The following is a 5,044-nucleotide window of genomic DNA, read 5'->3' as shown; positions in this document are numbered from 1 at the left end:
GGGCGCGCCGCGCGCAGGGCGCGGCGGGGGCGACGGCGTCAGGCGGCCGTCAACGCGCCGCCGGGGCGCGGGGCCCCGGGACGCGCCCGCTCAGTCCTCGGCGCTGGCGAGGCTCGGCGCGCCGGCGCCGCGGGCGTCGATCTGCGCGAGCAGGCGCTGGCGGAGCGCGGTGAACGCCCCCTTCTCGCGGGGCGCGATCGGCCAGCCGCTCTTGTCGCGCAGCGCGACGCGCGGGTCCTGCTGCCGCCCGCCGACCAGCACCTCGAAGTGCAGGTGCGGCGCGGTGGAGAGCCCGGTGGAGCCGACGAAGGCCACCGTCTGCCCGATGACGACGCTGCGGCCGGGGCGCACGTTCTTGGCGAAGCCGCGCAGGTGGCCGTAGCGCGAGACGTAGCCGTTGCGGTGGCGGATCTCGAGGACGTTGCCGTAGCCCCCCGCCCACCCGGCCTTGATGACCGTCCCCTCGCCGATGGCGCGCACCGGCGTCCCCGACGACGCGGCGTAGTCGGTCCCGCGGTGCGCCTTGAGGATCCCGAGGATCGGGTGGCGGCGCATCCCGAACGCGCTGGAGACGCGGCGGAACTCGAGCGGCGCGCGCAGGAAGGCGGCCTTGAGCGATTTGCCGGTCGCGTCGTAGAAGTCGGCGACGCCGCCGCGGGTGCCGAACCGGATCGCCTCGACGGGCTTGCCGTCGACCGTCAGCGCGGCGGCCAGGATGCGCGCCTCGCGGGCGGTGCCGTCCGGGGCGACCCGGCGCTCGAGCAGCAGGCCGACCGAGTCGCCGCGCTGCAGGTCGCGGCTCATGTCGACGCGGTACTCGAACAGGTCGGCGAGCTTCCAGACCAGCTCCGACCGCTTCGCCGCCGGCAGGGTGCCGCCGAGCGCCGTGTGCAGCGTCTCGTACAGGCTCGACGCGATGACGCCGCGCGCGGCCACCGTGTCGGTCGTCCAGGCGAGGCGCTCCTCGATCGCCTTCCAGGCGCCCTCGAGGTAGCGCAGCTTGACCACCCGGTCGACGGCGGGCTGGAAGGCGATCTCCTGCGGCACCGTGTCGGTGCTCATCCCGCTCGTGGTGACCGTCAGCCCGGCGCGCAGGCGGCGCAGGTCGAGGTCCCCGGCCTCCTGCGCGGCGCGGGAGGCGTGGTCCGCGCTCACGCCGGCGCGGCGGAGGAGGGAGACCAGCGTCTCGCCGCGGGCGAGCGTGTCGACGCGGGAGCGCCACACGGGGGCCATCGGCGCCTCCTCGACCCGCGGCGACGCCACCAGCGCCTCGGCCACCGGGCGCGTCGGCGCCGGCGGCTCGGGCGTCAGGTACGCGGCCACGGCCGCCGCGCCGCCCACGACCAGGTAGGTCGTGGCGCGCAGGCGGCCGGGGGGGCGTCGGCGGGGCGTCACCTCGGGCCCCTCCTCAGTCCATCTGGCGGCGGATGAAGGTCGGGATCTCCATGTCGGAGAGATCGGCCGACCCCTGCTGGCGCTCGCTGCCGAGCGGCGTGCTGCGCGGGCGCGGCGCCTCGCTCGACGGCGCGGCGCGGACGCCGGCGTTGATCACGCGGCCGACCGGCGCCGGGCGTTGCTGCTCGCCGCGCGGGAAGGGGAGGACGTTCGGCCCCGGGCGCTGCGGCTCGGCCGGGGTCAGCCCCGCGCCGACGCCCAGCTGGAGGTGGCGGTCGAAGCCGGTGGCGATGACCGTCACGCGGATCTCCCCCTGCATCGCCGGCTCGTGCACCGCGCCGAAGATGATCTCGGCCTCGTCGCCCACCGCGTCGTGCACGATCTCGTTGATCTGGTGCACCTCGCCGAGGGTCAGGTCGGCGCCGCCGGTGATGTTCACCAGCACGCCCGTCGCGCCCGAGATCGACACGTTGTCGAGCAGCGGCGACGAGATCGCCTGCTGCGCCGCCTCCATCGCCCGGTTCTCGCCGCGCCCCATCCCGGTGCCCATGAGCGCCGAGCCGCCGTTCTGCATGACCGTGCGCACGTCGGCGAAGTCGACGTTCACCAGCCCCGTCACGCTGATGAGCGACGAGATGCCCTGCGTCGCGTGCAGCAGCACCTCGTCGGCCTTCTTGAGCGCGTCTCCGAACGGGATCCCCTTCCCGACCACCGCGAGCAGCCGCTCGTTGGGCACGACGATCATCGTGTCCACCTGCTTGCGCATCTCGGCGATGCCGTGCTCCGCCTGCCGCATGCGCTTGCGCCCCTCGAACAGGAAGGGCTTGGTCACGATGCCGACGGTGAGCGCGCCCGCCTCGCGCGCCAGCTCGGCCACCACCGGCGCCGCGCCCGTGCCGGTCCCGCCGCCCATCCCGCACGTGATGAACACGAGGTCCGCGTTCGCGATCACGCGCGACACCTCGTCGCGGTTCTCGTCCACCGCCTGCCGGCCGATCTCGGGGCGCGCGCCGGCGCCGAGGCCGCGCGTCAGCTTCTTCCCGATCTGGATCTTGACGTCGGACTTCGAGGTGAGCAGCGCCTGGGCGTCGGTGTTCACCGAGATGAACTCGACGCCTTCGAGGTGCTCCTCGATCATGCGATTCACGGCGTTGCCGCCGCCGCCGCCGACGCCCACGACCTTCATGCGGGCGTTCTGCGAGGCGCTCTCCTCGAACTCGAAGATCATGCGGACGCGACTCCAGGTACTGCGGGGGGGAGAATGGCAAGCCGAGGGCGGGGCGGCTGGCCGGGTCGGGACGTCACGCTCGCGCCGAGGGAGGGAACTGCTGCCGGCGGGCGACTACGGAGGCGTCCTGGCCGCCGCCGAATATAACGCGGATTCCGCGCACTGCCACGGGGCGGAAACGCCCCCGCGACATGCACTCGGATGCCGGTAGACGAGCGAGTGCGGAAATCATCACAACCTCGCCCCGCGCGTGCTTTTCCACACATCCCCGGGCGCGTGCCACCGCGCGCGCGGGGCGTCCCGCCAGCATGGCGCGACGCCCCGTCAACGGGTCAGGTGACCCCGCGCAGTCCGACGTCGGACAGCGGCCGCGCGCCGCGCGCGACGCTCAGAAGAAGTCCTGCAGCCAGAGTTTGAGCCGCTGCGCCCACTTGTCCACACCAGGCGCCGGCAGCGCGATCCGCTTCCCCGCCGCGGCGCCCGCGGCGCCGCCGAGCGCGAGGCGCGACGCCCCGTACAGCGCGAGCCCCGCCGCCGTCATCTCGCGCGGCGAGTCCACCGTCTCGCGCAGCCCGCCCACGAGGTCGCGCGGCGTGCCGAGGCGCACGCTCACCCCGAACACGTCGGCCGCCAGGTCGGCGACGCCCGGCATCACCGCGCCGCCGCCGGTGAGCACGAAGCCGCCGCTCAGCCGCCCGCCGTACCCCGCCCCCTCGATCCCGCGCTGCACCAGGTCGAAGATCTCGTCGAGGCGCTGGTGGATGATGTGCGCCAGCAGCTCGCGCGGGATCTGCCGCTCCGCGTGCGCGCCGCTCGGCGGCAGCTCGATGACCTCGGTCGGGTCGACCATCGTCTCGAGCGCCATGCCGTAGTGCTCCTTCAGCGACTCGGCGTCGCTCTGCGTCACGCCGACGCCGTGCACCAGATCGTTGGTGACGTGCGCGCCGCCGAACGGTACCGTCGCCAGGTGGCGGATCTTCCCCTCGTGGAACACCGCCACGTCGGTCGCCGCCGCGCCCAGCTCCACCAGCGCGACGCCCATGTCCTTCTCGTCCTCGCTCAGCACCGCGAGCGCGCTGGCGAGCGGCTCGAGCACCAGCTCGCGCACCTTGAGCCCCGCGCGCTCGACGCTCTTGCGCAGGTTGGTCGCCGGCTGCGCGCCGATGGTGACCAGGTACATCTCCGTCTCGAGCCGCATCCCGGTCATCCCGATCGGGTCCTGGATGCCGCCGGTGCGGTCGACGGTGTACTCCTGCGGGATCGCGTGCAGCAGCTCGCGGTCCTGCGGGATCGCGTGCGCGCGCGCGACGGCGTTCACGCGCTCGACGTCGGCGCGCGAGATCTCGTCGCCGGCGACGGCGACGATCCCCTTGCTCGTCATCGCCTGCACGTGCTCCCCCGCGATGCCGACGAACGCGCTCTCGGGGAGCGCGCCCGCCATGCGCTGCGCGTCGGCGAGCGCGCGCTGGATGGAGCGCGCGGTCTCGTCGATGTTCGCGACGATCCCCTTCTTCATCCCCGTGGTGGGCGCCTGGCCGACGCCGAGCACGCGGATCCCGGGCCGCTTGGGCAGCTCGCCGACGACCTCCGCGATGAGGGCGGTCGTCCGCGCCGAGCCGATGTCGAGCCCCGCGACGAGTCTCTCGTGCTTCATTGCAGTCTGGCGATCACCTGGTCTCGATAGCGCAGGTCGATCTCCGCCACGCGCACGCGGCGCCGCAGCAGGTCGTCCTCCACCGGCACGAGGTCCGCGAGGCGCGCGACGGAGAGGTCCGCCATCGCCCGCACCACGACCGTGGCGCCCCCGTCCGCGCCGCTCGGCGCCGCGGGGGTCACCGTGAATTCGAACTCGTCGCGCGCCGCGCCGGCGCCCGCGCCCGCCGGCGGGCGGCGCGCCTCGCTGACGCGCGCGAACATCCCGGGCGCGGCCTCCCGCAGCCGCCCGAGGAAGCGCAGCAGCGCGGTGTCGCGCGCCGCGACCAGCGGCACGTCCAGCCCGCCCTCGCTCGTCGGCTCGACGGGCAGGCGCGTCCCCGCCGCGTCGTACACGGCCAGCCCGCCGCGCGCCGGCGCCATGGCCACCGGCGCGCGCTCCTCGACCACGAGCCGCAGCGTCCCGGGGAGCTTGCGCTCGACGCGCGCGCGCGCGATCAGCGGGTGCGCGGCCACCCGCTTCTCGAGCGGCGCCAGCTCGGCCCACACCGACGTCATCGTGTCGACGCGCAGCCGCGCCACCAGCTCGCCGGCCGCCGCGTGGCGGACCCCCTCCAGCTCGACGCGGCGCACGCGGAAGAACGCCATGCTCGACAGCGCGCGCGGCCCCCACTGCGGCGCCGTCAGCACCACGCCGAGCGCGCCGAGGCCGACCGCGAGGTTCAGCACGCGCCGCGCGCCCCAGCGTCGGCCCGCGCGGCGAGCGGT

4 protein-coding genes are annotated in these 5,044 nt (G+C 75.0%); all 4 read right to left on the bottom strand.

All coding sequences use genetic code 11. From position 1 onward, the window contains the following. Positions 1 to 90: 90 nt before the first annotated feature. Positions 91 to 1,395, bottom strand: coding sequence for a M23 family metallopeptidase (locus PYV61_RS20745; protein WP_275835210.1), 1,305 nt, complete (start codon positions 1,393 to 1,395; stop codon positions 91 to 93). 13 nt (positions 1,396 to 1,408) lie between these two features. Continuing rightward, a complete protein-coding gene (gene ftsZ, locus PYV61_RS20740; protein ID WP_275835208.1) occupies positions 1,409 to 2,623 on the bottom strand; it encodes a cell division protein FtsZ in 1,215 nt (404 codons plus the stop codon). A 388-nt stretch (positions 2,624 to 3,011) separates the two neighbouring features. Beyond that, positions 3,012 to 4,277 (bottom strand): cell division protein FtsA, encoded by a 1,266-nt coding sequence (ftsA, locus tag PYV61_RS20735; RefSeq protein WP_275835206.1) that lies wholly within the window; start codon positions 4,275 to 4,277, stop codon positions 3,012 to 3,014. Continuing rightward, positions 4,274 to 5,044, bottom strand: a 771-nt coding sequence (locus PYV61_RS20730; RefSeq protein ID WP_275835204.1) for an FtsQ-type POTRA domain-containing protein, incomplete at its 5' end; no start/stop codon positions are given. The genes PYV61_RS20730 and ftsA, both read right to left, overlap by 4 nt.

It is taken from the genome of Roseisolibacter sp. H3M3-2, assembly GCF_029211165.1.
GTDB lineage: Bacteria > Gemmatimonadota > Gemmatimonadetes > Gemmatimonadales > Gemmatimonadaceae > Roseisolibacter.
Note: the sequence above shows the minus strand (reverse complement) of the source record. Positions and strands in the feature narration are given on the sequence as shown.